The 25,525-nt window shown below is 71.2% G+C and carries 18 protein-coding genes and 1 pseudogene; 9 read left to right on the top strand and 10 right to left on the bottom strand.

Annotation, left to right across the window (positions count from 1 at the left end; all coding sequences use genetic code 11):
• Nucleotides 1-21: 21 nt before the first annotated feature.
• The 3 genes from ACWEIJ_RS20450 to ACWEIJ_RS20440 all read right to left on the bottom strand — a co-directional run bounded on the left by ACWEIJ_RS20450 (nt 22) and on the right by ACWEIJ_RS20440 (nt 5,984).
• Nucleotides 22-3,867, bottom strand: coding sequence for a BTAD domain-containing putative transcriptional regulator (locus ACWEIJ_RS20450; RefSeq protein ID WP_449838757.1), 3,846 nt, complete (start codon nt 3,865-3,867; stop codon nt 22-24).
• 220 nt (nt 3,868-4,087) lie between these two features.
• On the bottom strand, nt 4,088-5,341 hold the full coding sequence (locus tag ACWEIJ_RS20445) for a wax ester/triacylglycerol synthase domain-containing protein (protein ID WP_449838756.1): 1,254 nt from the start codon (nt 5,339-5,341) through the stop codon (nt 4,088-4,090).
• Nucleotides 5,342-5,381: 40 nt separating this feature from the next.
• The gene (locus tag ACWEIJ_RS20440; protein WP_449838755.1) at nt 5,382-5,984 is read right to left on the bottom strand and encodes a hypothetical protein; all 603 of its coding nucleotides are present in this window, start codon (nt 5,982-5,984) and stop codon (nt 5,382-5,384) included.
• A 170-nt stretch (nt 5,985-6,154) separates the two neighbouring features.
• Here ACWEIJ_RS20440 and ACWEIJ_RS20435 point away from each other — a divergent pair, with 170 nt between their 5' ends.
• Nucleotides 6,155-6,415 carry a CBS domain-containing protein gene (locus tag ACWEIJ_RS20435; protein ID WP_449838754.1) on the top strand — a complete coding sequence of 87 codons (261 nt, stop codon included), beginning with the start codon at nt 6,155-6,157 and terminating at the stop codon, nt 6,413-6,415.
• A gap of 38 nt (nt 6,416-6,453) precedes the next feature.
• Here ACWEIJ_RS20435 and ACWEIJ_RS20430 read toward each other — a convergent pair whose 3' ends face one another.
• Nucleotides 6,454-7,809, bottom strand: a complete 1,356-nt coding sequence (locus tag ACWEIJ_RS20430) for a hypothetical protein (RefSeq protein ID WP_449838753.1) — start codon at nt 7,807-7,809, stop codon at nt 6,454-6,456.
• 233 nt (nt 7,810-8,042) lie between these two features.
• On the opposite strand from ACWEIJ_RS20430, the pseudogene ACWEIJ_RS20425 reads away from it, so the two are divergent.
• Nucleotides 8,043-8,270 (top strand): annotated as a pseudogene (locus tag ACWEIJ_RS20425) (DegT/DnrJ/EryC1/StrS family aminotransferase); the annotation flags it as partial.
• A gap of 226 nt (nt 8,271-8,496) precedes the next feature.
• Here the strand turns inward: ACWEIJ_RS20425 and ACWEIJ_RS20420 are convergent.
• Entirely contained in the window at nt 8,497-12,054 is a 3,558-nt protein-coding gene (locus ACWEIJ_RS20420) for a S8 family serine peptidase (RefSeq protein ID WP_449838752.1), read from the bottom strand.
• A 122-nt stretch (nt 12,055-12,176) separates the two neighbouring features.
• On the opposite strand from ACWEIJ_RS20420, the gene ACWEIJ_RS20415 reads away from it, so the two are divergent.
• Together ACWEIJ_RS20415 and ACWEIJ_RS20410 are read left to right on the top strand one after the other, a co-directional pair.
• Complete coding sequence (locus ACWEIJ_RS20415; protein WP_449838751.1) at nt 12,177-12,677, top strand: SigE family RNA polymerase sigma factor; 501 nt, start codon at nt 12,177-12,179, stop codon at nt 12,675-12,677.
• The gene (locus tag ACWEIJ_RS20410) at nt 12,677-13,732 is read left to right on the top strand and encodes a hypothetical protein (RefSeq protein ID WP_449838750.1); all 1,056 of its coding nucleotides are present in this window, start codon (nt 12,677-12,679) and stop codon (nt 13,730-13,732) included. Before ACWEIJ_RS20415 ends, ACWEIJ_RS20410 begins: the two co-directional genes overlap by 1 nt.
• 357 nt (nt 13,733-14,089) lie before the next feature.
• Here ACWEIJ_RS20410 and ACWEIJ_RS20405 read toward each other — a convergent pair whose 3' ends face one another.
• Complete coding sequence (locus ACWEIJ_RS20405) at nt 14,090-15,343, bottom strand: FAD-dependent monooxygenase (RefSeq protein WP_449838749.1); 1,254 nt, start codon at nt 15,341-15,343, stop codon at nt 14,090-14,092.
• 76 nt (nt 15,344-15,419) lie between these two features.
• On the opposite strand from ACWEIJ_RS20405, the gene ACWEIJ_RS20400 reads away from it, so the two are divergent.
• Nucleotides 15,420-15,977, top strand: a complete 558-nt coding sequence (locus tag ACWEIJ_RS20400) for a TetR/AcrR family transcriptional regulator C-terminal domain-containing protein (RefSeq protein ID WP_449838930.1) — start codon at nt 15,420-15,422, stop codon at nt 15,975-15,977.
• Nucleotides 15,978-16,020: 43 nt separating this feature from the next.
• Here ACWEIJ_RS20400 and ACWEIJ_RS20395 read toward each other — a convergent pair whose 3' ends face one another.
• Genes ACWEIJ_RS20395 through ACWEIJ_RS20385 form a run of 3 tightly spaced genes read right to left on the bottom strand, consistent with a single transcriptional unit; the run spans nt 16,021 to nt 18,779 of the window.
• Nucleotides 16,021-17,046 (bottom strand): ABC transporter substrate-binding protein, encoded by a 1,026-nt coding sequence (locus tag ACWEIJ_RS20395; RefSeq protein ID WP_449838748.1) that lies wholly within the window; start codon nt 17,044-17,046, stop codon nt 16,021-16,023.
• A 34-nt stretch (nt 17,047-17,080) separates the two neighbouring features.
• The gene (locus ACWEIJ_RS20390) at nt 17,081-17,986 is read right to left on the bottom strand and encodes an ABC transporter permease (protein ID WP_449838747.1); all 906 of its coding nucleotides are present in this window, start codon (nt 17,984-17,986) and stop codon (nt 17,081-17,083) included.
• Complete coding sequence (locus tag ACWEIJ_RS20385) at nt 17,976-18,779, bottom strand: ABC transporter ATP-binding protein (RefSeq protein ID WP_449838746.1); 804 nt, start codon at nt 18,777-18,779, stop codon at nt 17,976-17,978. The genes ACWEIJ_RS20390 and ACWEIJ_RS20385 overlap by 11 nt, the downstream gene beginning before the upstream one ends.
• Nucleotides 18,780-18,936: 157 nt before the next feature.
• Here ACWEIJ_RS20385 and ACWEIJ_RS20380 point away from each other — a divergent pair, with 157 nt between their 5' ends.
• From ACWEIJ_RS20380 to ACWEIJ_RS20365, 4 genes are all read left to right on the top strand, one after another.
• On the top strand, nt 18,937-20,550 hold the full coding sequence (locus ACWEIJ_RS20380; protein ID WP_449838745.1) for an ATP-binding protein: 1,614 nt from the start codon (nt 18,937-18,939) through the stop codon (nt 20,548-20,550).
• Nucleotides 20,547-21,218, top strand: coding sequence for a response regulator (locus tag ACWEIJ_RS20375; protein WP_449838744.1), 672 nt, complete (start codon nt 20,547-20,549; stop codon nt 21,216-21,218). The genes ACWEIJ_RS20380 and ACWEIJ_RS20375 overlap by 4 nt, the downstream gene beginning before the upstream one ends.
• Before the next feature lie 35 nt (nt 21,219-21,253).
• On the top strand, nt 21,254-22,093 hold the full coding sequence (locus ACWEIJ_RS20370) for an endo alpha-1,4 polygalactosaminidase (RefSeq protein WP_449838743.1): 840 nt from the start codon (nt 21,254-21,256) through the stop codon (nt 22,091-22,093).
• A gap of 90 nt (nt 22,094-22,183) precedes the next feature.
• Nucleotides 22,184-23,143, top strand: a complete 960-nt coding sequence (locus ACWEIJ_RS20365; protein ID WP_449838742.1) for an NAD-dependent epimerase/dehydratase family protein — start codon at nt 22,184-22,186, stop codon at nt 23,141-23,143.
• 51 nt (nt 23,144-23,194) lie between these two features.
• On the opposite strand, the gene ACWEIJ_RS20360 is transcribed toward ACWEIJ_RS20365, so the two are convergent.
• A complete protein-coding gene (locus ACWEIJ_RS20360) occupies nt 23,195-25,456 on the bottom strand; it encodes an alpha-L-fucosidase (RefSeq protein WP_449838741.1) in 2,262 nt (753 codons plus the stop codon).
• Between the last annotated feature and the right edge of the window lie 69 nt (nt 25,457-25,525).

The raw sequence follows: 25,525 nt of genomic DNA, 5'->3' as shown, positions 1-25,525 counted from the left end.
CTGTCGCACAAGGCAAACGGACTAGGCGGGAAGGTGGCGCGTGGTCACCCCCGCGGCCGTGAGCTCGGCGCGCACCCGTCCCGCCAGCAGCAGGGCGCCGCTGCCCTCGGCCAGTTTCCGGGCGTCGTCGAGGATCTGCAGGCCGGTGCCGTGCTCGCCCGCCCGCCGGGTCGCGAGCCCCCATTCGTAGGTGGCCCAGGCCAGTTCCAGCCGTGAGGGCGCGGATTTCAGCACCGTCACCGCCTCGGCCAGCAGCGCGCGTCCCTCGGCCCCGCCGGTGACGGCGCCGAGACAGCGCAGACCCGCGCCGATCACGGTGGCGGTGCCCCACCGGTACGCCGCCTCCAGCCCTTCGGTGGCGAGCCGTCGTGCCTGTTCCCGCTGTCCGAGGTCGGCGCTGATCCGCGCGGCCCGGAACCGCCACGGGCTCGTGGCCGGGGTGCCGAGCCCGGAATGGTGTTCGTACCGGCCGTACGTCAGCAGGAGTGCCAGTGCGCCACCGGGGTCTCCTCGTTCCACCTGCACCCGGCTCGCGCTGATCAACACCGGTGCCCAGTGCACCGAGTCGTCGGCGGGCCCCGTGGCGTACCGGGCGAGGACCTCGGCGGCCGCGTCCGGATCACCGAGCTCGATCAGCGATTCGGTCGCGACGGTCACCAGTGACAGCCGAGCCCTCAGGTCGGCGCACAGCGCGTCGTCGAACTGCTGGGTGAGGGCGATCCGCTCGCCCCTCCGCCAGGTCTCGTGGGCGAGCCCCGCCAGTGCCAGCGCGGACGCCCCGGTCGCGCCCCAGCGCCCGGCCAGGTCGCGCAGCTGGCCGTACCGCAGAGCCGCGTCGTCGAGCCGGTCGGTGAGCATGTACCCGATACCGGCGATGGCCAGTGCGGGGATGGCCCGCACGTCCGCGGCCAGCTCGCCGCGCAGCCCGCGGTCGAGCAGGTCGTTCACCGACGTGGCGTCACCCTCGCCGAACATCGCGGGCTTCGCCAGCGCCAGCAGCGCGGTTCGCTCGCCGGGGGTGTCGCCCGCGATGCGCAGGGCACGCAGCCGGTCGACCCAGACCCGGGCCGCGGGAATGGTCGCCGGTCGTTCGTAGCCGATGTGCACGAGCTGCGCCTGCAGTCGCCACCACAGCTCCCGGACGAGCCCGTCGGTGCCCGCCAGCGGGGCCAGGTCGGCCACCGCGTGTTCGAGCGTGTCCAGCGCCTGCTCGTGCCGTCGGGCCGCGAGCAGGGCGTCCGCGAGCAGGCTCGCGGTCCGGCCCAGTGCCAGTGGGTCCGCCGGTCCTCGCAGGGCCAGCGCCAGCCGCCGTGCCGCCGTGTCCGGGTCGGACAGCAGCTCGTCCGCGCTCAGCTCCAGGATCAGGTCGTCGCGCTGCTTGGCCGAGGCCGGTTCCCGCAGAGCACGCCGTAGGTAGGACGCGCCAGTTCCGGGGAGTCCCCGGCCGCGGGCCACCTGCGCGGCCTCGCGCAGGACCTCGACCCGCCAGTGGCCGGGGCCGGGGTCGGAGAGGAGGAGATGTGCCGCCACCTGCTCAGGTGGCGCGCTTTCGGCGTACAGCAGTTCCGCCGCACGGGCGTGCCAGGCGGCCAGCTCGGCCGGGGCCATGTCGGTTTCGGCGAGCGCGGCGCCGATCGACGGATGACGCAACCGCGCCGCGCCACTGGGTGCGAGCACACCGATCCGCGCCAGCCGGTCGGCGTGGTCCCGGCTTTCGGCGTCGCCCAGCCCGCTCAGCGCGGCCGCCAGCGGCCAGTCGGCGTCGTCGCCCAGCACCGCCAGCGCCCGCGCGAGGCGGCGGGTGGCTTCGTCCTGCGTGGACAGCCGGCGGACGGCGGCGAGGGCCCGCAGCCGGTCCGCGAACTCCGCCACCAGCGGTACCTGGCCGGCCACCGGGTCGACGCCGTGTTCGCACAGCGCCTGCAGGAGCTCGGCCAGCAACGCCGGGTTTCCCTCTGCGGCGGCGGCGCACGCCCCGCAGAACTCCGCGTCCGCGCCGGGCCGTTCCCGGCGCACCCAGCTGGTCATCGCGGCGGGCGAGAGCCTGGGCAACGAAATGACGTGGCCGAGGGGCCGCTCCGCCGCAACGCCGTCCGCTCGCGTGGCGACCACCGCCAGGACCGGCAGGCCGCCGATCCTCCTCGCCAGGTGGTCGAGCCACTGCGACGACAGGGCGTCGGCCCACTGCGCGTCGTCGACGACCAGCGCCAGCGGCCCGTCCTCGCACGCCCTCACCACAAGCCGGTGCAGGTCGTGCATCGTCTCGTGCGAGGGCTCGGTGCCGGCTGTCGTCGTCGCTCGCGCCACCTCCGCCGCTCCGGCGAGGGGCTCCAACAGCTGCCGGGCGACCGCGAACGCGCAGCCCTGCTCCGCCGCTCCCGCCGTCGCCCGCACCACCCGCATCCGCCCGACCGGCAGCGTGCCGGCCCAGGCGTCGAGCAGTGCCGTCTTGCCAGATCCGGCCGTGCCGCGGATCAGCGCCGTCGAGCCCCGACCGGCCGCGGCCGCCGCGGCCAGCCTGCGCAACGCCGCCAGCTGCTCGCCCCGCTCGTACAGCGGCGGGTCGGCGAGCCCGGCGGGGTCGGGCTCCTCCTGCCGGGACGCGGGCAGCGGGCCGAGTTCGACGCGGCGGCCCTCCAGACCGGGCAGGTCGTCCCGGCTGGTCACCAGCACCAGGCAGGACGCGGTGCCCGGCAGCAGCGGGCGGACCTGCTCCACCGACGACGCGTCGTCCAGCACGACGAGCGCGCGGCGCCGGCCGAGCAGGGTGCGGTAGAGGCCGGCCCGTTCGTCCAAATTGGACGGGATACCGCGGCTGGTCACGCCCAGCGCCCGCAGGATCGACCCGAGCGCGTCACCGGTGCTCACCGACGACCCGGGGTCGCGACCACGCAGGTCGACGTACAGCTGCCCGTCGGGGAACCGGTCGCGCGTCTGGTGTCCGAAGTGGACGGCCAGGGTCGTCTTGCCGGTACCGGCGGCGCCGGTGACCACCGAGACGACCGGGCCGGGCGCGCCGGCGCGCACCTCGGCGAGCCGGTCGCGCAACTGCGACAGCTCGGAGTCCCTGCCGAGGAACGGGTCCACGTCGGCGGGCAACTGCGTCGGCACGACTCTCACGGCGGTGGGCAGGCCCACCTCCGCCCGCAGCAGCTCCCCGTGCGCCTGCTGCAGCCGCGCCGACGGATCGACGCCCAGCTGCTCGGCGAGCTCGGCGCGGAGCCTCGCGTAGATGTCGAAGGCCTCGCCGGTGCGACCCGCCGCGTGCATCGCCCTCATCAACGCGCCGGCCAGCGGTTCGTGCAGCGGGTGCTGGATGAGCATCCCGGTCAGCGTGTCGATCACCGCGGTCGGGCCGGAGACCGAGAGCTCGGCCTCGGCCCACTCCACGGCCGCGTCGATGCGCTGCCCCTGCCACGCCTGCCGGACCGCGTCGGCCCACTCGCCCGACATCGCCGCGAGCGGGGTGCCACCCCACTGCGCCAGTGCGGACCGCAGCAGCTCGATCCGCTGGTGCACGTCCAGGTGAGGCTGGCGCGCCCGGCCCACCAGGTCCCGGAACCGGTGCAGGTCAACGGTTTCCGGTGCGACGTCGAGCACGTACCCGCGCGTGCGGCGGACCAGGACGGCCGAACCGCCGGAGCCGGCGAGGACGCGCCGCAGCCGGGCGACGTAGGTGTACAGCGAGTCGCGCACCTGGGCCGGCGGCGCGTCGCCCCAGACCCGGTCGACGAGGGTGTCCATCAGCACGAGCCGCCCGGCGTCGGCCGCGAGCACCGCGAGAATGCCTCGCTGCCGCGGTGGTCCCAGCGGAATCGACCGGCCCGACGCCTCAGCCTCGATCGAACCCAACAGCCTGAACTCCACCGGCCCCCCGAGTGTGCTGTCCGGCGACGACTGGTCCCCACCTGATCGTTCGCCGACCGTCCTGGATGGATCAGGTTATCGCCGCGCAAACACCTGTCAATTGCCCGAAGTGAGGCTTGTCGGCCTCGGCGCAGTCGAATTCACATTTTGCAGTTCGATTAAGGGGCGGCTTTGTGTTAACGATTCCTCCTTGCCAAGGGGCGAATGTGAGTAGCGCCACTTAATAGGGCTTTGATTCAGTCGGAATGCGTCTGCTGTGAGCTCCGAGCAGGTCGAGCTCCTCCTGCAGGGCCTGGGTCAGCTCGGGCAGGTCGGGTACGTGATCGGGGTCGGCGACCACCGTGACGGTGAGCGTGTCGGCGTAGGACAGGGCCGCGAAGGCCACGGTGACGTTGCCGGTGGTGGCGGACAACGGGATGAGGCCGACGACCGCCGCGCCGCCCAGGCGCATGGGGTGATCGGGGCCGTGCACGTTGGTGACGACGGTGTGCACCATGCGCTGGTGGTTCATGAACCAGTCCGCCACCCCGAACACCTTCAACGCGCGGAAGATCGGCGTGGCCGATGTGGCCGATCTCTTGCGGGACTTGGTGATGGCGGCGATCCGGGTCAGTCGTGACCGGCGATCACCCCCGATCGGCAGCGCGACGGGCAGGACGCCGGTGCTGTTGCCGAGGTTGGCGGCCGTGGTCGAGCGGCGCGTCGACACGGGGATCGAGACGATCAGCTCCTCGACGTGGTCACCGCGTCTGGCCAGCACGGTGCCCAACGCGCCCAGGACGGCGGTGAGCAAGGCGTCGTTGACCGTGCCTCCGCAGCGATGCGCGGCGGTGCGCAGCCGGGAGACGCTGGTTCGTGCCGCGGTCTGCCGCCGCCGCGGGCCGGTGGGTCGGTTCAGGGAGCAGCGGGCACCGAGTGACGGCCACCGCGGCCTGGGGAACGAGAGGTGCCGTGGCAGCCTCAGCCAGGCGTCCCCGGCCAGTTCACGGCGAGTCGGCGGGGGAGCGGGAAACGGCTCGGTCTCGGTGTGCGCCGCGCCGTCGACCAGGTTGGCCAGCACGGCGAGGCCGCCGATGCCGTCGGACAACACGTGGTGGAACACCACGATCAGCGCCGCCCTGTTCGACTCCAGCCCGGTGACCAGCGTCGCGGACCAGAGCGGTGACGAGAGCGGCAGCGGACGAGTCACCAGGGTGGAGGCCAGGTCCAGCAGCGCTGCCTCGTCGCCAGGAGCAGGACAGGCCACCCGGTGCACGTGCTCGGTGAGGTCGAACTCGGCGTCGTCGACCCAGACGGGACGGCCGCAGCCGAAGGGCGTCCTGACCAACCGGCGGCGCAGCCGCGGAACGGTGCGAATGCGGTCGGCGAGCAGGGATTCGACGTCGCCGGGGTTCCGTTCGAGCACGATCACCGCGCCGACCTGCATGCCTGAGTCCAGCGACATCACGTCGTCGGAAGTCGTCCGGTCGATCAACGCGGCTCCTTGTCGTCGAACGAGTGCGCCGGGGGTCACGTCAATGCCCGCGCAGGAGCCGGACGAGAGCGGAACCGGTGATCGCGGCCATCGTGGCGGCCATGAGCAGGCCACCGACGGCTCCGATGAGGACGACGAGCGCGGTCGGCTGGCCGGGTTGCCACAGGGGAGTGGTGAAGACGGTGAACACGATCAGGCCACCGCACCAGGCCACCGCGTTGGCCCACACCCACGTGGACGCATCGTCGACGTGGTGGCGGAGCACCAGCCACTGCCCGATGCCCGTGGACAGCAGGACCGCCAGACCGGCCACGGCCGCGAGCGGGAGCAGCACCGCGAGCGGCAAGGTGCGAAGTGGTTCGCCGTAGTGGACGGTGAGCATCGCGACGGCCCAGGCGAACCCCGCGGCCAAGGCCGTCACGCCGATCCAGTGCCAGGGCTTGAGCCCCGGGATGCTGCGGCGCAGGACGAGCCACTGCGCCGCACCGAGCACCGCGCCCTCGATGACGCCCGCGAGAACGAGCCGCGGCGCGGACGACGTCAGCGCGCCGGTGACGGCGGGGGCCAGGAAACCGGCGAACTCGCCGGCCGTCACCAGGGTGAACCAGGTCGTCCAGGTGCCGGTCGTCAGCTTGGTGCTCATGTCTCAACGGTGCGACGACGGCGGTGGCGGGCGCAGGGACGAAGGTCCTCACCTTGGTGGGCGCAATACCGTTTCCGCGCGAGGGATCGGTGGCGCCGGGACCTGCGTCACCGCGACCTGATGGCCAACCGCACTGCCCGAGCGGGCGCCGACGACCGAGGCTCAGCGGTGTGAACGCTGCGGATGTGATGACCAGCCCGGCGGTCGTGGTCAATCCGGCCACGACGGTCCGCGCGGCGAGTGCGCTGCTGGGTGATCACGGGTTCTCGGCCCTGCCCGTGGTGGACGACGAGGGCGGGCTGGTGGGGATCGTGTCCGGTGCCGACCTGTTGCCGGCCGGCATGACGCCGGCGACCGGGGCCGAGCGCAAGGTGGTCGAGGTGCTGGTGCGCACGGTGCCCGGCATGCGGGTGGCGCGGATCGCGTGCTGAGAGACGAAGGTCCCGAGCGGGCCGAGATCCGCGTCCGGTCACCCTGCGGACACCGCGACCCCGAACGACAGGCCGTTTCCGGGGCGCAGCAGGTCTTCCGCGGTGCCGGTGATCGGCTGCTGGGCGAAGCACCCGCCGGACCGGCCGCCGACGACGAACGGTCCGAGCAGCACAGGTGAGGTGACCTCCACCGGGGCATCGGCGACGGAATCCCAGTAGCGCGTCCGCCACGGGTCGGGGACCACCAGTTCCTGCACGACGTAGCCGCCCTCGGTGACGGCGTCACGCACTGCCGTGAGCCACTCGTCGTCGGTCACCGACGGACCTAGCACGACACCGCGCGAGCCGTACAGGTTGGCGGGTTTGACGACCGCACGGGTGCGGTTGCCCTCCGCCCACTCGACGGGATCGGCGGTTCCCCCACCGCGCCGGACCGCGCCGGGCCGCAGGCGGGCGGTCCACGGGACGTGGTCGACCAGGGCGCGCTCCGCATCGGACAGCCGCGGGTCGCACACGAGGTCCGCGAGCAACGTCTTGCTGGTGAACAACTGTGAGACGTACGCCCCGAACAGGATCGTGCCGGTGGCCTGTTCGAGTGCCACGAAGAAGTCGGCGTACCCGGCCAGCGCCTTCGGGGACGCCATGAAGTACCGGATCGCCGCTCCGTAGGCCTTGCCGCGCCAGACGAGGGAGCCCCGGATCACCTCGGCCTCCTCCACCGGCACGAAGTCGCAGGCGACACCGTGCGTCGCGAAGTAGGCGGCCTCCTCCTCGAACGCCCGCAACGAACCCTCGTCGCCCGACGCGGCGAAGCCGAGCAGCGCCACCCGGTGCCCATCCGCACCGTTGTCGCGCAGCCACCGCAGCCGTGCCGCGAAGAACGAGTCGGTCCGCAGGTTCCGCGTCCGCCGCTCGGCCCGCCCGGTCTCCGTGCCGAGCAACGTCGAGGCGAGCACCGGGGCCGCGGTCGTGCCGTTGAGGCACGTGCCGAAGTTCAGCTCCAGGAACCGCGGCCGTCCCGCTTCGACGAAGACGTCCGCACGCCGGCAACCGAGCGCCTCCGGCAGCGGGCGGGCCGACGGCAGGAACCACCGCTCGGAGTCGGTGAGCCCGGCGATGCCGGCGAGTTCGACGAGGTCCCCGCCGCAGGCGTCGAGCGCGTGGCGGATCAGCAGGTCCTGCAGGCCGGCGCCGATGTCGTGCAGCGCCGTCATCGCCGGGCCGGGCAACACGAACGGCTGCATCGGGACGTGTCCGCCGTGCGCCCACACGCCCAACTCGGCCGCACCCGCCCGCACGGCGTCCGCATGGGCACGCGGGTCGATCTCGTCGAGCCGCGCCGACCACCCGTCGTGCGCTTCGCCGAGCCGCACGACATCACCAGCGTCGATCATCGCCATCCCCTCGGAGCGGTCGCTGCGAAAGGCTAGCGATTCACCGGCCCGAGTCGTGACGAGGCCGCCGCGGATGCCTTCCCGCCACGCACGGGGCGTCTGCCCTCTGTCTCGGATGCCCCTGTCTCGGAGGTGAGGGCGTGCGAGGGTGGTCACAGGGGATAGGGGGCATCTACCTGCATATATTCGATGGCGGGCGGCGATCTTCCACGCCGCGATGTCACCTAGGAGCAGTGACGACGGGAGCTTCCCGGTCGGCCGCGCAGTTCCCTGCCTGGCCGCGGGTCGACGACGAGGAGCGCACTAACCTGATCCGTGCACTGGAGCAGGGGCAGTGGTGGCGCATGGGTGGCAGCGGGGTCAGGACGTTCGAGGCGGAGTTCGCGGCCTACCACGGGGCGGACCACGCGCTCGCGGTGACGAACGGGACGCACGCGCTCGAACTCGTGTTGCAGGTGCTGCAGTACCAGTGCACCGCGGACTTCCTCAGGTGAACCTTGCGGCCGATGCGGCCGATGCGGTCGTAACTGAGGCCACTGGTCACCTTGAGCTGTTCCAGCCGATCCCCCAGCTCCTGTGCGCGCCGATCCCTGGCGTGATCCCCACCTTCGGCCACCGTCCAAGCGTCTCGCAGCCGTTGCTATGAGCCGGCTGCGCGGCGACCGCCGCGCAGCCGGCGACTGCGGGTCAGCTCACCCGGTAGGCCCTGATGATCGTCTCGGTCACCGTGTTGCCGCCCTGGTCCGCAGCGTTCGCGCGCAGCGACACGAACCCGGACGCCGGGTTCCGGACGAACGCCGACCAGGTGCCGTTCACGTTCAGCACCGGCACCCGCTGCCAGGTCCGCCCGTCGTCGCAGGACATCTCGACCTGCCTCGGCTCGGCCTTGCCGCCCGGTGCGCCCGGCTGCCGGTCGACGCGCAGCGGTACCGGGAACAGCACGTTGCGGGGCGCGTGGTTCGTCAGGTCGAGTTCGGGGTCGAAACCGATGGAGAGCAACGGCAGCGGGGTGGCGGCGGTCGTGTGCCCGGACCGGAAGCCCCATTCCGCACTGACCTTTGTGGACAGCGGCCAGCCCGGGTTGCTCCGGCTCGCCTCGGCGGTGAGCCGGTAGTTCGCCGCGCCCGCGGGCACGGTGAACTGTCCGCTGCCGGGCTGGCCGGTGCGGGCGATCTCCTTGCCGTCGAGGTGGAGCACGGTGTTGCCGGTGTCGTTGGAATCGGGGAACCCGGAGTGGCCGGCCGAGTCGGAGAACAGCGGCAGGCGGGCGTTGATCGTCTCGCCCGTGCGGTACGCCAGGTGCGGCTCGGACGAGAAGAAGCCCACCGACCCGGTGACACCCGGCCCGATCACGGCCTTGCCCCAGTTCACGGTGGCCTTTTCGCCGGCCTTGAAGGTCCGCTTGGCGGCCTCGTAGTCCTGCGCGGCACCGCCTGCCGCCATGCTCACGGAGTTCGCCCAGGTGACGGGGGAGTAGTACTCGGTCCGCTCGCGGGGAAGCGGAGTCGGCGTCGACTCCAGCGCGCCCTCCAGGTCGTACTTGCCGTCGGTGGCGAACATCGACGCGTAGCCCAGGCCGTCCACCGGGGCCCGGTAGGTCGTCTTCACCGTGGCCAGGTCGCCGTTGCGCGGCCGGTAGGTCACGTTCGCCGGAACGTCCCCGTAGCTGGGGAACACCAGCTCGTACCGGTACGGGCTCTCCGGCAGGCCGGTCAGCGTCACGGAGGCGTTCGGCAACTTCGCCAGCCGAGCGCCCTCGGGGCTGAACGTGGCCGTCAACGGCAGTGGCGGCGTCTCCGTCAGCCGCACGGGGCTGCCGGAGAAGCGGAACAGCACGGAGTTCGCGCCCGCCTCAGCGATCGCCCGCACCCGCGGGCTGAACTCGAGGCTCTCACCGTCGCCCAGGGTGAACACCGCCAGTTTGCCCTTGAGATCGGCCGCGGCGATCTCGCCGGGAGCGGCGTGCCCAACGTCCACAACGGACAGTCTGCGGGTGTCGGTCGTGTGCGGCGAGCCCGGCACCCACTCCACGGGAACGTCGAACGACTCGGGCTCGTCGACGGTCAGCCGGACCTGGGGCCGTTCGAGCTTCATGCGGTCGAAGTACCGGAACTCCTTGGTGTGCTTGGCGGTCGGCGCCGTGTAGTCGTTGTTGTCCGACATGCTGTAGTAGCCGACGCCGCGCGCACCGGTGTCGATGACCATCCCGTTCGTCCAGGAGATCGGGCGGGCCTCCTTCTCGTCGGTCTGCACGCTGACCTTCTTGCTGTTCCTGGCGTCCAGCGTGACCACGGTGTCCTTGTGCAGGTCGACCTCCGGGTCGGCCACCCTGGTGCTCGTCGGCAGGGGCTGGCCGGGCACCGCGGTCTGGATCGTGCCCAGCACGGCGTACCGGCCCGCGGGCAGCCGCACGGTGCTGTTGTTGCCGATCAGGTCGAAGTCGTCCTGGCCGGTGCCCAGCGGAACCCACATCGCGCTCGCGAGCAGGCCGTCGGCGGGCGCGGCGCCGTTCTGGTCGATCAGCTTCGCCGTCAGGTCGTAGCTCTCGGGCTCCTTGTACGCGCCGACCGGCGTCTGGATCACCGTGTCACCGGCGCTGCTCCTGGCGACGAGCCTGCCGCCGTAGACGCCGGTCGGCGCGGCGGAGTGGTCGAAGGTGACCGTCACCGCGGCCTCGCCGTTGGCGGGCACCGTGACGTGGTCGACGTTCGTGCGGAACGCCGGGACGTCCAAGCTCAGCTGCAGCGAAACCGGTGCGCTGCCGGTGTTGGTGTACGTGATCTGCTTGGTCAGCACGGACTGGCTGTACGGCCACCGCACGAAACCGAGGCTCAGGCTCCCCGTGCTGGGAATGATCGTCTGCCTGGACGCCCGGCCCACGTCGAGCCGGCCGGCACCCTGCTGGTAGATCGTCGCGTCGATCGGCGTCGCGCTGCTCATCAGCGCGGCCTTGATCCGCTGGCCGGTCCAGTCCGGGTGCTGCGCGGCCAGGATCGCCGCGGCACCGGCCACGTGCGGCGTCGCCATGGAGGTGCCGCTCAGCCGCGCGTGGTGCTCGTCGACGACGCGGTCGGCGAGCGTGCCCTCGGCCCGTGCGGCCACGATGTCCTCACCGGGCGCGGCGATGTCCGGTTTCACCGCGTAGTCCTTGAACCGCGGCCCGGGCTGCGAGAACCTGCTGTACCTGTCCTGCTTGTTCACGCTGGCCACGGCCAGCGCGGCGTCCGCGGACGCCGGGCTCGCGACCGGCCTGCTCTGGCCGTCGTTGCCGGCCGCGACCACGAACAAGGTGCCCTTCTCGGCGGAGAGCCGGTTGATCGCGATCTCCAGCGGGTCGCTGACGCCGTCGCCGGACCCGCCACCGAGGCTCATGTTCACGACCTTGGCGCCGCTGTCGGCGGCCCACTGCATGCCCGCGAGGATCGCGTCGAACGGACAGCCGCCGGTCTTGCAGACCTTGCCGATCAGCAGGTCCGCGCCCTTGGCGACGCCGGTGTACCTGGCGTCCCGGCCGGCGACGGTCGAGGCCACGTGCGTGCCGTGCCCGACCTTGTCGACGATGCCTTCGCCGGTGAAGTCCTTCTCGCCCTTCACGATCCCGGCCAGGTCGGGGTGTTTCGGGTCGTAACCGGTGTCGAGGACCGCGACGGTCGCGCCCGCGCCGGTGTACCCGGCCTGCCAGGCGGCCGGCGCGCCGACCTGCGGCACGCTCACGTCCAGCGACGGCTGAACCTTGCCGTTGAGCCAGATCTTGCCCGCGTCGGTCCTGTCGAACAGCTCCGCGGCCTTGTCCTTCGGCGTGGCCACGGCGGAGAGCCGCACCGACGGCAGTTCACGGGTGATCTTGCCGAGCGTCCTGGCGCCCTTGGACTCGACCAGCAGCGGGATCTCGGCCGTGTGGGCGTCGTCGTAGCCGAGGTCGATCAGGCCGGTCACGTCGAACAGCCTGCGATCCAGTCTGCCCGCCCGGATCAGCGGCTCGGCGACCGACGGGATCACCGTGACGCCCTTGGCGCTGACCGACTTGATGAACCGAACCGGCCCGAGCCGGGCGGCCGGCTGGATCTTCGCGTCCCAGGAACCGTCCTTCCTGGTCACGGTCACCTTGTCGCCGGTGATGAGCGTGACCGTGCTGGGCGCCTCGGCCGGCGCGGGTGCGGGTGGTTGCGCGGCTGCCGGTGAGACGGCCACACCGGCGGCCATCACGGCGAAGACCGCCGCGTGGATGAAACGACGTTTGTGCACAGATCGCCCCTCGTGAGGTCGGCTGGTATGCCCCCAGTACCTCTATGACTCGTTGAGCGGATCAACCTGTTTATTCGCGAAGCCGGTAAACGGAGCGCCGCCGAGGCGAGTCTTCAAGGGTGATGGCTGACTACGACGACTTCGCCCGAGCGCAACTGCCGCGGTTGCTGCGGTACGCGACGATGCTCACCGGCGAGCGGGAGCAGGCGGCTGATCTGGTGCAGGACGTGCTGGTCAAGGTGTACCGGCACTGGTCCCGGATCAGCGGCGCGGATCATCCCGACCGATATGTGCTGCGGATGGTGACCAACGGCTACCTGTCCTGGCGACATAGCTGGTCTGCGCGTGTGATCGCGTCGGGGGACGTCCCCGACGAGGCACGGGCGGACGACTTCGCCTCGGACCACGCCGCGCGCGACGACATGTGGCAGCGCCTGGCGCGGCTGCCCAAGCGCCAGCGGGCGGTGATGGTGCTGCGGTACTACGAGCAGCTGCCCGATCCGGAGATCGCGGAGCTGCTCGGCTGCGCCCAGGCCACCGTCCGGGCGCACGCCCACAAGGCGTTGGCGGCACTGCGAAACGGCCTGGCCATCGAGCAGATGGTCCAGGCCAGGGAGACGTGATGAACATCGAGAACCTGATCAAGGACACCTTCACGGCGCGCGAGGACGACGCGCCCGACAGCGAAGCGGTGCTCGCCGCGGCGCGCCGGCGCATCGACCGCAGGCGCGGGCTCAGCCGGCCGTTCGCGGTCGCCGCCGGGGCGACCGTGCTGACCCTCGGCGCGGTCACCGCCGTGGTGCTGAACCGGCCGGGCCCCGCGGAGCAGTCCCAGCTCACCGACACCGCCAACGGGGCTCAGGGCCAGCCCCAGACGACCGCGGAACAGGCCGCGGCGGGCCTTCGGATGCCCTACTCCCTCGGCTGGCTCCCGCCGGGCGAGGTCGCCTACCGGGCGCAACGGGTCAACGTGGGGTCCAGCGCGGCCAACCCGGACGCGCCCCTGTACGGCGGTGAGTACATGCTGACCGTCACGGCCGGCGGCCAGGTCCTGGAGGTCGACGTCCAGCAGTTCCGGATGGTGCCGGTGGACCAGGCGACGTTCAAGTCGGGTCCTGGCCAGTCCGTGACGATCAACGGGCAGCACGGGGTCGAGAGCTCGGTGTCCACCGGGCCGGGCGGTTACGAGCTGTACGTGGCGCACCCCGAGGGCGGTTCGATGTACGTGAACGTGTCCGCCGCGCCCGGCAGCCAGGCGCCCGCGCAGCAACTCGTCGACGCCGGCCGCCGGATCGCGGAGAACATCCACTTCCCGGGCACGACGACCGTCACCCCGGCGTTCGCCCTGCGCGACCTGCCCAACGGGATGCGCATCTGCGCCTTCAACGTCCAACCGGCCCTGGACCGGTCCCCGGTGGGGCCGGAGACCAGCACGAGCTACCAGCTGGGCACGTGCACCGTTCAGCCGCCGATCCTCGTCAACAGCGCTGTCGTCGGGCAGCCGTCCGGCGCACCGGGACATCCCGTGCAGGGCCACGCGACGCGCTACACCGACGAGAACGGCTACCGACGGCTGTGGGTCCTCGACGCGGTCGGCGGAGGCCCGGTCGTCATCGCCGGCCGGGTACCGCAGGCCGATCTGTACGACATCGCCGACCGGCTCGTCCTGCCGCACTGAGCGCGGCTCGAACAGGGTGAACCGGAACCTGTTGCCGGTCAACACTGGGGGTACAGGTTCCGGGGTCCCGGGATGTGACTGCGGCGATGTCGTGCACAGGGCCGGTGTTGTCGTCTGGCGGCCGGCGCGGCGCTGACGACGACACCGGCTCGGCCGGTAGTGCTTGAGCGCGTGGCGGAAGCAGTTGATCGCCTGGTCGAGGTGGTTCTGCCGGTAGTGGGTGATGCCGAGTCCGCAGTACGCGTGCGCCTGTCCTCGCCGGTCCGCCACCAGGGGGAGTGATGGCCCGGAACACCGCGCAGAAGGCGGCCGGGGTCGAGGCCGCGCTCGGGCGCCGTTCCGTCCGGCGGTGAGCGCTCAGAGGGGGCACCGGGCCTGGTCCGGTGCCTCCGGCAACCGCCAGCCGCCACCGCGGTCGTCCTTCGCGAAGCGTGCGGCGAGGTCCGGCACGTGCAGAGAACAGGCGAGCGCGGTCGCCGCCTGGAACGCGTTGATCGCGAGCCGGGACGTCGGCAGGCCCAGGCGCAGCAGGCTGGGGTTGACCTCGCCCTGGATCTCGTCGACGAACGGCCGCAACGTCCTGTCGTAGCCCGCGAACGCGGCCGGCAGGTCGCCGGGGTGGCGGTTGATCTCGCCCGCCAGCACGTAGGCACCGACGAGACCGCCGGAGACGCCCATGCCGCTGTAGGGCGAAGCGCAGTGCGCGGCGTCTCCGGCCAGCACCACGCGGCCCTTCGACCAGGTGTCCGTGTGCACCTGGACGACCTCCTGGGAGTGGAAGAACGGGCTGTCCCTCATGCCTTCGACGAAGCGCTCGGTCTGCCAGCCGGCGTCGCGGAACCGCTCGGCCCAGAACCTCTGCTGCTGCTCGACGGGAGCGCGGTGGATCGCGGAGGCTTCGGCGGACCGCTCCCGCAGCACGAAGTACACCTGGGTCTCGTCCGGGTTGTGGCTGCGGCGCATGATCTGGCGGCCGCCCGGCACCATGAAGGTGTCCCGGATGTTGCTGTCCGACGCGATGCGCGGGACGAACCAGTAGGCCAGGTGGATGCCGAGGCGCCGGTACGGGTCGAAACCCCGTGGCAGCAGCGACTTCCTGATGCGCGATCCCTGGCCGTCCGCGCCGATCAGCAGGTCGAACTCGCCCGACGAGCCGTCGGAGAAGTGTGCGACGACCCGGTGGTGGTCCTGGTCGAACCCGTCCACGCCCTTGCCGAAGACGTGCTCGGCGCCGTCCTTCGTCGCGTCGTGGAGGATGCGCACCAGGTCACCGCGCATGATCTCGTATTCCGACGTCAGGGTCTGGCGGCCCTTGCCCGAGGTGTTGGCCATGATCGTCGCTTTGGCCCTGCCGTGCGCGTCGACGAAGGCGACGCCGGCCTCGTCCACGAGCGCGTCCCGGACGGCGTCGAGCAGTCCCATCCGCCGCACGGCCTCGATGCCCTGCCCGCGCAGGTCGACCTGGGCGCCGGTGGCCCGCAGGACGGGGAAGCGCTCGGCGACGGTCACCTCGTGCCCGCCTCTGGTGAGCCAGAAGGCCAGTGCCTGTCCCGCGATCCCGCCTCCCGCGATGAGAACGCGCAGCGGCCGCGCCGACGATCCGGTGGTCATCCCGGCTCCAAAATCTATCGGTGAATGGTTCCTGTTCAGATTTCTCTATCACCGATAGGTTGTCAAGGTGACCAAGATGAACCGCGAGACCGTCATCGCCGAGGCGCTGGACCTGCTCGACGAGGTCGGGCTCGACGCCGTGAGCACGAGACGGCTGGCGAAGCGGCTGGGTGTCGAGCAGCCGTCGCTCTACTGGCACTTCCGCACCAAGAACGACCTGCTGGCCGCGATGGCGGAGGCGGCGATGAGGCCTCACGCCGCGCAGGCGCTGCCGGAGGCCGGTGACGACTGGCGGGAGTGGTTCGCGGAGAACACGCGCAGCTTCCGGCGCACACTGCTGGCGCGCAGGGACGGTGCGCGCCTGCACGCGGGCACGGCTCCCGTCGCCGACCTCGACCGGATCCGCCACAAGCTGGACTTCCTCGTGGCCTCCGGTGTGCCGGAGCACGACGCGGGCATGGCGATGCTGGCCGCCGGGCGCTTCACGGTCGGCAGCGTCCTGGAGGAGCAGGCGGACCTCGGCGCCGAGTCGCCCGCCGAGCTCCCGGCGATCGATCACGAGTCCGCGTTCGAGGCGGGGCTCGCCCTCATCCTGGGAGGTCTGGAGCAGCGCCGGTCCGGTCGTCCTCGCTGACCACGCCGTGGCACTCAAGGTGCCACGGCGTCGTCGGAGGTCGTCAGGGATTGGTGACGAACTCGGTGGTGTAGGTCTTGCCCAGGTCGATCTGGTCCTTCTTGGGCTTCACCGCCGGGGAGAACTGGCTGAGCACCTCCAGCACGTTCTTGGCGCCGTCGGCCTTCATCTTGCCGTCGGAGTTGAACATGCCCTTCGAGTCGTTGATCGACTTGACGTAGAGGTCCTTGTTGCCGCCCGCGAAGTCGGCGGGCATCTTCTCGGCGATCTCCGCGGCGCTGTGGGAGTTGATGAACGCCAGGGTCTTCACGAACGCGCCGGCGAGCTTGCGGACGGCCTCCTTGTGCTGCTGCACGAAGTTGCAGTCCATGTACAGCGAGCTGGCCGGGTACAGGCCGCCGAGCGCGGCCTTCGTGCCCTCCACGGTCCGCATGTCCAGCAGCACCTTGGCCTTGCCCGTGCTGACGAGCGTGGCCACGGTCGGGTCGGTGGTCATGCCCGCGTCGATCGCGCCGTTGTCGACGGCGGCGACGAACGTCTGGCCCGCTCCCGCCTTCACACCGGTGTAGTCCGAAGTGGACACACCGTTCTTGGTCGCCAGGTACTGGGTGAGGAAGTCGGTCGACGAACCGGGGCTGGTGAAGCCCAGCTTGCGGCCCTTGAAGTCGGCGGGGCTCTTGACGGCGTCGGCCTTGGCGGTCGCGACGACCTCCACCTCACCGGGCACGTCCGCGAACTGCACGACGCTGGTGATGCACTTGCCCTTGGCCTGCAGGTCGATCGTGTGGTCGTAGAAACCGACCACGCCGTGGACGTCGCCGGAGACGAGGGAGTTCTCGGCCGTGGCACCGGCGGGCTCGGTGAGCAGCTGGACCTTCACCCCGGCCTCGGTGAAGTAGCCGAGCTGCTCGGTCAGCTTCGCGGGCAGGTAGATGACCTTCTCGATGCCGCCGACCATGATCTTGAACTCGGGGTTGTCGGTGCTGACGCCGGACGAGGCCTGGGTGCGGCACGCGGTGAGGCTCAGTGCGCCGATGGCGAGCACGGCGAGGGTGGCGCGGATCTTCATGACGTTCACTCCGGGGGAGAGGGGATCGGGAGGGTCAGAGCTGGACTTCCGCGCTGGCCGCCGGCGGGCGCCACTTGAGCAGCCGGTTCTCGGCGAGGGTCAGCAGCCACTCGGCGAGCAGGGCGATCACCGTGATCACGATCATGCCCGCGTAGATGCCCGCCGCGTCGAACGTGCCCTGGGCGTGGTTGATCAGCAGGCCCAGACCGCGGTCGGCTCCGGTGAACTCACCGACGACCGCGCCGATGAGGGCGAAGCCGAACGCCGAGTGCAGCGAGGCGAGGATCCACGACGTGGCGGACGGCACGACGATCGTGCCGAGCACCTGCACCCGGCTCGCCCCGAGGATGCGGGCGTTGTTGATGAGGTTGCGGTCGACCTCTCGCGCGCCCTGGAAGGCGTTGAAGAACACCGCGAAGAACACCAGCACGAACGCCGTGGCGATCTTCGACGACATGCCGAGCCCGAACCAGATCACGAACAGCGACGCGAGCACGATGCGCGGCACGGCGTTGGCCGCCTTGATGAACGGCGCGCAGATGTCGGCCAGCAGGCGGCTGCGGCCGAGCAGGATGCCGAGCACGACACCGGCGAGCGCGCCGAGCACGAAGCCCGCGACCGCTTCCTGCAGCGTGACGACGATCTGCTCCCAGATGCTGCCCTGGCTGGTGCCGACGGTGAACCAGTCGGCCAGCTTCGCCGCGACCGCGGAGGGCTTGGAGTAGAAGAACGGGTCGATCAGGTAGGTCGCGGTGAGCTCCCAGCTGACCAGCCACGCGACGACGAGCAGGAGCCTGATCGACCAGACCTTGGCCTTGCGCCTGCGGTGCGCGGTGCGCGCGTCCACCGGGGACGTGCTGTCCGGAGTGGACTTCGCCACGGGGTTCACAGTGGACGTCACGGCCGGTTCCTCCAGTACCTGCGTGGTTTCATGCGACACGGGTGGCTCCCTGCTCGCGCGCCTTCTCGACCTCTTCGCGCAGCGAGTCCCAGATCTCCCGGTAGATCTCCAGGAACTGCGACGTCAGCCGGACCTCCTCGACCGTGCGCGGCCGGTCGAGCGGCACGGTGAAGGTCGCCTTGACCGTCGCCGGGCTGCTGGTCATCACGACGACCTTGTCGGCGAGCGCGATGGCCTCCTCCAGGTCGTGCGTCACGAACACGACGCCCGCGCCGGTGCCCGACCACAGCCGCAGCAGCTCGTCCTGCATCAACGCCCGCGTCTGCACGTCCAGCGCGCTGAACGGCTCGTCCATCAGCAGGATCGACGGCTCGTTGACGAGCGTCTGCGCCATCGCGACGCGCTTGCGCATGCCGCCGGAGAGCTGGTGCGGGTAGTAGTCCTCGAACCCGCCGAGGCCGACCCGCTGCACCCAGTCACGTGCCTTCGCGCGGGCGGCCGCCTTCGGCTCACCGCGGTAGCGGGGCCCGGCCGCGACGTTGTCCAGCACCGACCGCCACGGCAGCACGGCGTCGTTCTGGAACATGTACCCGACACCCTCCGGGATGCCGGTGACGTGCTGCCCGCCGACCAGGACCTCGCCCTCCGACGGAGGTTCGAGTCCGGAGACGAGCGACAGTGTCGTGGACTTGCCGCACCCGGTCGGGCCGACGACGGCGACGAACTCGCCGCGGTCCACGGTCATCGTGAGGTCGCGAACCGCCGTGTGCACCCCACCCGATCCGGTGGGGAAGCGTTTCGTCGCCCCGCGCAGCTCGATCAGTTCCGCCATGCGTGCCAGCTCCCTGGGGTTTCGCCGGTGTTGCTTGGCGGTGAACGGTAGGTGGGCTGCGTCACTCCTCGATGCTTTGTCGCGCAGTACGCGCAACGAACGTAATTCGCGTTTTGCGCTTTTTGCTCTGGGCCCGCGCGGAGTTACCGTCTGGCGCATGACCAGGGCGAAGATGCCGCTCGTCCGACAGCTGCTGATCCTGCAGATCGGCCTGCTGGCGCTGGTGCTCGTCGTGGGCGCCCTGCTCGGCGTGTGGACCGAGAGCCTCGAGCTGTCCCGTCAGTACCAGGACCGGGCGCTCGCCGTGGCGGAGGCGGTGGCGTCGGATCCCGGCCTCGGCGACGCCGTGGCGGGCGACCAGCAGCCGCTGGTGCAGGACCAGGCGGAGCGCGCCCGGAAGGCGACCGAGGCCCTGTTCGTCGTCGTGACCGACGAGCACGGCATCCGGCTCGCCCACCCGAACCCCGACCTGATCGGCGAGCACGTGAGCACCGACCCCAGCGAGGCGCTGGCGGGCAACAAGATCTCCAACATCGAGCGCGGCACGCTCGGCCTCTCGGCCCGCGGCAAGGTGCCGTTGCGCGACCACACCGGCACGATCGTCGGCGAGGTCAGCGTCGGCATCAACGCGTCCGAGATCGACAACGCGCGGTGGCGCCAGCTCGGCACCACGGCGTTGTTCGCGGGCGGCGCGCTCCTGCTCGGTGTCGCGGGTGCCGTTCTGCTCGCGCGCAGGCTGAAGCGCCAGACGCTCGGCGTCGAACCGCACGAGCTCGCCGAGCTGATGCAGGAGCACCAGGCGGTGTTGCACGGCATCGGCGAGGGCGTGCTCGCGGTGGACGCGAACGGGCGCGTGTCCGTGTGCAACACCGAGGCGAGGCGACTGCTGCGGCTCACCGCCCCGGTCGGCACGCCCGTCGCCGAACTGGACCTGCCGGCGCGGTTGCGCGAGGCGCTGGAGTCGCGGGAGCGCGTCGACAACCTGATCACCGTCGCCGGTGACCACGTCCTCGTGGCGAACTACCGCGAGGTGCGCAAGGACGGCTACGACCTGGGCGGCGTGCTGACGTTGCGCGACCGGACGGACCTGGAGGCGCTGACCAGCGAGCTGGGTGCCACGCGCGGCCTGACCGACGCGTTGCGGGCGCAGCGCCACGAGTTCGCGAACCGCATGCACACGCTGTCCGGACTCCTGCAGACGCGGCACTACGACGAGGCGCTCGAGTACGTGACGGCGATGTCGTCCGGGCCGATCACCATGCTCGGGTCCAGCGAGGAGATCAACGACCCGTACCTGCAGGCGTTCCTGTCCGCCAAGACGTCGGCGGCGGCCGAGCAGGGCGTGCGGCTGGTGCTGGGACCGTCGAGCTGGGTTCCGTCCAAAGTGGTCGCACCCGTCGAGGTGACCACGGTGGTGGGCAACCTGGTGGACAACGCGCTGCACGCCGCGAGCCACGGCACGCGCCGCCCGGCGACGGTCGAGGTGGACCTGCTCGCCGAGGACACGACCCTGCACGTGGCGGTGACCGACTCCGGCGAGGGAGTGCCGGAACACCTGCGGGACAGCATCTTCACCGAAGGCGTGTCCACGAAGGAGGGTGAGGGGCGCGGTCTCGGCCTCGCGCTCACCCGCCAGGCGGCCCGCAGTCTCGGCGGTGACGTCGAGCTGGCGCACAGCAGCGGCGGGGGAGCGCTGTTCCTGGCTCACCTGCCGCAGGTGCTCGAACCCGCGGACCGCGCGGAGGTACTGGTCGAGGAGGAACTGACGTGACGATCCGCGTCCTCATCGTGGAGGACGACATCAGAGTGGCGAACCTGCACGCCGACTTCGTCCGGCGCGTCCCCGGCTTCGCCGTGGCGGGCCTCGCGCACAACGCCGCCGAGGCCCGCGCCCGGCTCGCCGACACGCCGGTGGACCTCGTGCTGCTGGACAACTACCTGCCCGGCGAGTCGGGTCTGTTGCTGCTGCGGGAGATCGCCACGGACACGATCATGCTCACCGCCGTGTCCGACGCCGCCACGGTCCGCGCGGCGTTCGCCGCCGGAGCACTGAACTACCTGGTCAAACCGTTCGACGGGGACGACCTGGCCGACCGCCTCACCGCCTACGCGCGCTACCACGCCCAGCTCTCCCCGGCCGGCCGCACCGCGAGCCAGGCCGACATCGACCGCGCGGTGCGCCTGCTGCACGAACGCGACCGCCGCAACACCCCGAAGGGCATGTCCGCGGCCACGGCTCAGCTGGTCGCCGACGGGTTGCGCGCGTACGGCTCGCCGGCGTCCGCGGCGGAGCTCGCCACCGAGCTCGGCATCGCGCGGGCCACGGCGCAGCGGTACCTCACCTCGCTGGTGCGCGACGGCGGAGCGATGATGAGGTTGCGGTACGGCGCCACCGGTCGGCCGGAGCACGAGTACAGCTGGGTGGGCGCCGGACGGTAGGTTTCGCTGCCGCCGTTCCGCGATCGAGGAGTCCCATGAGTGTGCGCGCCCTGCCGCTGGCAGCGCTGTTCCTGCTCGCCGCGTGCTCAGGAGGAGCGGACGACGAGGCCGCTCCCGCGAAGCGGACGGTGGAACGCGCCGCGGTGACGCTGCCGCCCTCGCCAGCGGTGCTGGACTACCAGCTCGGCACCGCCTACCCGCCGCCCGCGGGAGTCACCCTGGTCGCCCGCGACAGCACGGCCTCGCCTGCCCCCGGCGTCCACAACGTCTGCTACGTCAACGGTTTCCAGACCCAGCCGCAGGACCGCGAGCTGTGGCTGACGCAGCGCGAGCACCTGGTGCTGAAGGACTCCGGCGGCGAGCCGGTGGTCGACCGGGACTGGCCGGACGAGCTCCTGCTGGACACCTCGACACTGTCCAACCGGGACGAACTGGCCCGCGTCACCGGCGAGTCGATCACTCGCTGCGCCGACCGCGGTTTCGGCTCCGTCGAGATCGACAACCTCGACTCCTACTCGCGCTCCGGCGCCCGGCTGACCGTCGAGAACAACCTGGCCTACGCGGCGTTGCTCAGCGCACGGGCGCACGACCGCGGCCTGGCGATCGGCCAGAAGAACTCGGCGGAGGTCAGCCGGCGCGCCCACGACGAGGTCGGCTTCGACTTCGCCGTGACGGAGGAGTGCCACGCCTTCTCGGAGTGCGCGACGTACACCGGCGTCTACGGCGTGCACGTGCTGGCCATCGAGTACACCGACAACCTGCACGGCACGTTCGCCGAGGTCTGCGCGGACCCGGCGACACCGAGGACGACGACGTTGCGCGACCGGAAACTGGTCGGGCCGGACAACTCGAACCACGTCTTCCAGCACTGCTGACGGAGCTGCGGAATCCCGGCGCTCCAGTACACCGTCCGATGTGGACCGGAAGGGGTGGACGAGCCGACGCCGGATGAGCATCATCGGCTCATGACTCATGTGGTGGTGCTGGGCGGCACCGGGCACATCGGCGGTTACCTGGTCCCCCGGCTGGTCGCCTCCGGGCACGAGGTCACGGTCCTGACCAGAGGGAAGTCGGCGCCGTACCGGACGGACGGGGCGTGGTCGGCGGTGACGACGGTGATCGCGGACAGGGTCGAGGAGGAACGCGACGGCACGTTCGCCGGCCGCGTCCGGGACCTCGAGCCGGACGTCGTGATCGACCTGATCTGCTTCGAGCTCGGCAGCGCCAGGCAGCTCGTGGAGGCACTGGCCGGGCGGGTGCGGCACTTCCTGCACTGCGGCACGGTCTGGGTGCACGGCCCGAGCGCCGTGGTGCCGACCACGGAGGACGCACCACGCCGGCCGTTCGGCGACTACGGCGTCAAGAAGGCGGCCATCGAGGCGTGGTTGCTCGATCAGGCGCAGCGCCACGGCTTCCCGGCCACGGTGTTGCACCCCGGCCACATCAGCGGCCCCGGCTGGGTGCCGATCAACCCCGCCGGCAACCTCGACGTCGACGTGTTCCGGCGACTCGCGGAGGGCGAGGAGGTCGCGTTGCCGAACCTGGGTATGGAGACCCTGCACCACGTGCACGCCGACGACGTCGCGCAGTCGTTCACCGCGGCGATGGCACACCGGTCGGCGGCGGTGGGGGAGAGCTTCCACGTCGTGTCACCGGCCGCGCTGACCCTGCGTGGCTACGCCGAGGCGGTGGCCGGCTGGTACGGCAGGGAGGCGAACCTGACCTACCTGCCCTGGGAGCGTTGGCGGTCCACGGTGCCGGCCGAGGCCGAGCGGCTGACCTGGGACCACATCGCGCACAGCCCGAACAGCAGCACCGCGAAGGCCGACCGGCTGCTCGGCTACCGGCCGCGGTACAGCTCCCTGGAGGCCGTGCGGGAAGCGCTGGAGTGGCTGGGGCGGCAGGGCACCGTGCCACCGCTCTGACCGCCCGGCGCCGGTGCCGCGACCGAGGGTGCGGCACCGGCACGGGGGTGATCAGGCGAGGAAGAACTGCCAGCGCAGGTTCGGGCTGCCGTCGTCGGTCCAGACCTTGAGCGGGGATCCCGAGCCGACGTTGCCGCCGCTGTCGAGGACCAGGCGCGTGACCCGGTTGGCGATCACGAAGGTGTTGCCGCCGGTGCTGGTGATCGACCACTGCTGCCCCGGCGCTCCGGTGTAGACGGACTGCACCGGGTTGCCGCCCTGCTGCGTGGCTCCCGTGCCGTCGACGACGAGGCCGTTGGTGTTGTTGGTGAGCTTGACGAATCCGCTGTCCGCGTCCTCGATCCGGAACTGGAGGTTCGTGCTGCCGTCCGGCGTCCAGATCTTCAGCGGGCTGCCGGGGGCGACCGCGCCGCCGCCGTCGACGGCCAGTCCGTTGGTCACGTTGACGATGTGGAACCACCGGGCGGGGTCGAGCCGCACGCGCACGGAGACGATCGCGTTGTCGGCCTTGCGGCTGCAGAGGTCCGGGGTCGGGTCCGTGACGCTCACCGGGGCACCGGTCAGGTTGTCGGCCGGGTGGCCGAGCAGTTCGCAGCCCGCCGCGGGCAGGACCGAGGAGATGCTGCGCGGTGCGAGACCCCTCTGCTGGAGTTGCGCCGCGGTGTAGGTGCCCACGGAGAGGTTGGCGGTGGCGCCGCGGTAGTCGCGGTCCGTGAACACGGCGGCCCCCGATTCCGGTGCCACCACGGGGATCCGGCCGGCGAAGGCGAGCTTCACAACGTAGGCGTGCGAGTCGAACGGTTTCGTCTCCGGCAGCACGACGTGCAACCCCGTGTCGTCCTGGCGGTAGGTGAGCGACGCGGCGTCACCGAGCAGCTGCACGCGCCGCAGGCCGGAGAGGTCGGCCCGCCCGCTCGACAGCGTCGTGATGTTCAGCGTCGCGCCTGGCCACGCCAGCACCGTGGCGTAGAGGACCCGCCCGGCCTTGTCCCTGGTGAACCGGATGTCCTTGGCGGTGCCGACCTTGGGGGCCACGAAGGAGCCGCCGCCCATCTTGGTCGGCCCCTCGCCGCAGACGTTCCACGCGCGGGTGGCGTAGATCGACTCGCCGAAGCGCCGCAGGTACGTGCCGATGTCGGCGAGGACCGCGCGCTGTTGGTCGGGAATGGTGCCTTCGAGGGTGGGGGAGATGTTGAGCAGCATGTTGCCGCCCTTGCTGACCCGGTCGATCAGCGAGTGGATCATCTGGGTGCTGGAGTAGTAGCCGATGCCCTTGGTGTAGCTCCAGCTGGAGCTGCTGATCGCGTCGTCGGTGAGCCAGTACGGCGTGACGATGTCCGCCGGTCCGCCGCGTTCGTAGTCCTCGACCTGACCGGAGTTGGTGAACCCCTTGTCGAAGTGCTTGTAGGTGGCTACGACGTCCTTGCCCCACTTCTCGGCCCGGTTGTAGTAGTAGGCCAGGAACTCCAGCCGTTGCTGTTCGCCGACCGCGCAGGGACCGTCGTTCAGGCAGTAGCCCGGCGAGTTCAGGGAGAAGTCCTGCCACAGGATGTCGGGCTCGGCCCGGTCGACGACCTCCTTCAGCTTGGCCAGCCACAGCGCGTCCTCCTCGGCACGGGGCAGCTGCCCGTAGAGCTTGCGCAGGCTCGGGTCCGTCTGGCGCGGGGCGTAGTCGTAGAAGCCGTTGTAGTTGAACGCGTGGTGCATCGACACCAGCAGTTTGAGGCCCTGGGCGCGAACCGCCTCGGCGAACAGGTTCAGCAGATCGAGCCGCGGTCCCCTCTCCGCGGAGTTCCACTCGTTGACCTCGCTGTGCCACATCGAGAACCCGTCGTGGTGCTCCGCGACCGGGCCCGCGAACTTCGCGCCGGACTCCTTGACGATCCTCGCCCATTCGTCCGGGTCGAACCTGCCGCCGTGCGACACGAGCCGGGGCGCGAACTGGACGTGGTTGCCCGCGCGGTCGACGCCTCCGTCGATGAAACGCTCGTAGCCCCACTCGGCGGGGTCGCCGTAGAGCTCCTTGTGGTGGTTGTTCTCGCGGCTGTCCGACCGGTACATGTCCCGGCCGTACCACTCGCTGCCGTACTCCGGCGTCGTGAACGCGCCCCAGTGCCAGTAGACGCCGAACTTGGCGTCCTGGAACCACTCCGGTGCGGCCGGGTGGCGGTCGACCGACGGCCAGGTGGGGGTGTAGCGGTCACGTGGCGGGGCTGCGGCGACCGGGCCCGGCAGGGCCGACGCCGCGATGCCGGTCGCCGCCAGCAGACCGAACTTGCGCCGGGAGAGCGTGTTGTCAGCAGGGTGCGTCAACGAGGCTCCTGGTCGAAGGGGAGGAGGCGTCTCCCGGTTGAATTTCGGCCAAGCTACTGCCGGCGATAC

It is taken from the genome of Lentzea sp. NPDC004789 (assembly GCF_053601075.1).
The sequence above is the reverse complement of the archived record's forward strand: the minus strand, read 5'-3'. Positions and strand labels throughout refer to the sequence as shown.